This is a genomic window from Sphingomonas sp. 66-10 (assembly GCF_001897045.1).
Lineage (GTDB): Bacteria > Pseudomonadota > Alphaproteobacteria > Sphingomonadales > Sphingomonadaceae > Sphingomonas > Sphingomonas lycopersici.
On the sequence record NZ_MKRR01000062.1, the window covers coordinates 337 to 1,937 of the forward strand.

General features: G+C 69.5%; 1 protein-coding gene and 2 pseudogenes. 1 reads left to right on the plus strand and 2 read right to left on the minus strand.

Features of this window, described 5'->3' with window-relative positions; translation table 11 throughout:
* Positions 1 to 267 (plus strand): annotated as a pseudogene (locus BGN95_RS06180) (TCP-1/cpn60 chaperonin family protein); the annotation flags it as partial.
* 229 nt (positions 268 to 496) lie between these two features.
* Here the strand turns inward: BGN95_RS06180 and BGN95_RS06185 are convergent.
* Entirely contained in the window at positions 497 to 1,429 is a 933-nt protein-coding gene (locus tag BGN95_RS06185) for an electron transfer flavoprotein subunit alpha/FixB family protein (RefSeq protein ID WP_286771994.1), read from the minus strand.
* A 1-nt stretch (position 1,430) separates the two neighbouring features.
* Positions 1,431 to 1,601 (minus strand): annotated as a pseudogene (locus BGN95_RS06190) (electron transfer flavoprotein subunit beta/FixA family protein); the annotation flags it as partial.

The following is a 1,601-nucleotide window of genomic DNA, read 5'->3' on the forward strand; positions in this document are numbered from 1 at the left end:
CACGATGGCGCCGTCGTCGCCGGCAAGCTGCTCGACCAGACGGATGAAGGCATCGGCTTCAACGCCGCTACCGACGTCTATGAAAACCTGAAGGCCGCCGGCGTGATCGACCCGACCAAGGTCGTCCGCACCGCGCTGCAGGATGCCGCGTCGGTCGCCGGCCTGCTGATCACCACCGAAGCGGCGATCAGCGAAAAGCCGGACGACAAGCCCGCGATGCCGCCGATGGGCGGTGGCATGGGCGGCATGGGCGGCATGGACTTCTAAGTCCCACGCTGTTCAGTCCGAACACAGGATCGGGGCCGGGAGGGGAAACCTTCCCGGCCCTTTTCCTTGGGTGATGGTCCAAAGCCCACCCCGCTGCGGCTACCGCCGCCTGCGGCGGCGCAAGCCTCGCTCCCCTCCCGCATGCGGGAGGGGTTGGGGGTGGGCACCCAACAAAAAGGCCCCGCGCGGCGCGCGGGGCCTTCGTGTCTCCGTAAAACGGATCGACTGCTCAGAGCTTGCCGGTCAGTTCCGGCACCAGCGTGAACAGGTCGCCCACGAGGCCGATGTCTGCGACCTGGAAGATGGGGGCGTCCTCGTCCTTGTTGATGGCGATGATGGTCTTGGAATCCTTCATGCCGGCCAGGTGCTGGATGGCGCCGGAGATGCCCACGGCGATGTAGACTTCGGGGGCGACGATCTTGCCCGTCTGGCCCACCTGGTAGTCGTTGGGCACATAGCCCGCGTCCACCGCCGCGCGGCTCGCGCCCACGCCCGCGCCCAGCTTGTCCGCCAGCGGCACGATCACCTGCTCGAACGTCGCCGCGTCCTTCAGCGCCCGCCCGCCCGAGACGATGATCTTGGCCGAGGTCAGTTCGGGCCGTTCGCTCTTGGCGATCTCCGAGCCCACGAAGCTGCTCGTCCCGGCATCGGCCGCGCCGCCCACGGCTTCCACCGCCGCGTTGCCGCCGTCCGCCGCCGCCTTGGCAAAGGCCGTGCCGCGCACCGTGATCACCAGCTTGGCGTCGCCGCTCTCCACCGTGGCGATGGCGTTGCCCGCGTAGATCGGCCGCGTGAACGTCTTCGGCCCTTCGACCGACAGGATGTCCGACACCTGCATCACGTCGAGCAGCGCCGCCACGCGCGGCGCCACGTTCTTGCCCGTCGTCGTCGCCGGCGCCACGAACGCGTCGTAGTCCGCCATCAGACCCGCCACCAGCGGCGCCACGTTCTCCGCCAGCGCGTGGGCCAGGCTCGCGTCATCGGCCGTGAGCACCTTGGCCACGCCCGCGATCCGCGCCGCCGCGGCGGCCACGCCGTCCACGCCCGCGCCCGCCACCAGCAGCGTCACCTCGCCCAGCTGCGCCGCCGCGCTCACCGCCGACAGCGTCGCATCCTTCACCGCCGAACCATCGTGTTCGACCCATACCAGTGCCTTGGTCATCTCAGGCTACTCCCAGTTCCTTGAGCTTGGCCACCAGCGCGTCCACATCGGCCACCTTGATCCCCGCCGACCGCACCGGCGGCTCCGATACCTTCAGCGTCTTCAGGCGCGGGCTCGTGTCCACGCCGTAGTCCGCCGGCGTCTTGTTCGCGAGCGGCTTGCTCTTCGCCTT

What these genes read in the sequence shown, in the direction of transcription:
- BGN95_RS06185 (WP_286771994.1), bottom strand. Translation starts at nt 1,429, where the DNA reads ATGACCAAGGCACTGGTATGGGTCGAACACGATGGTTCGGCGGTGAAG.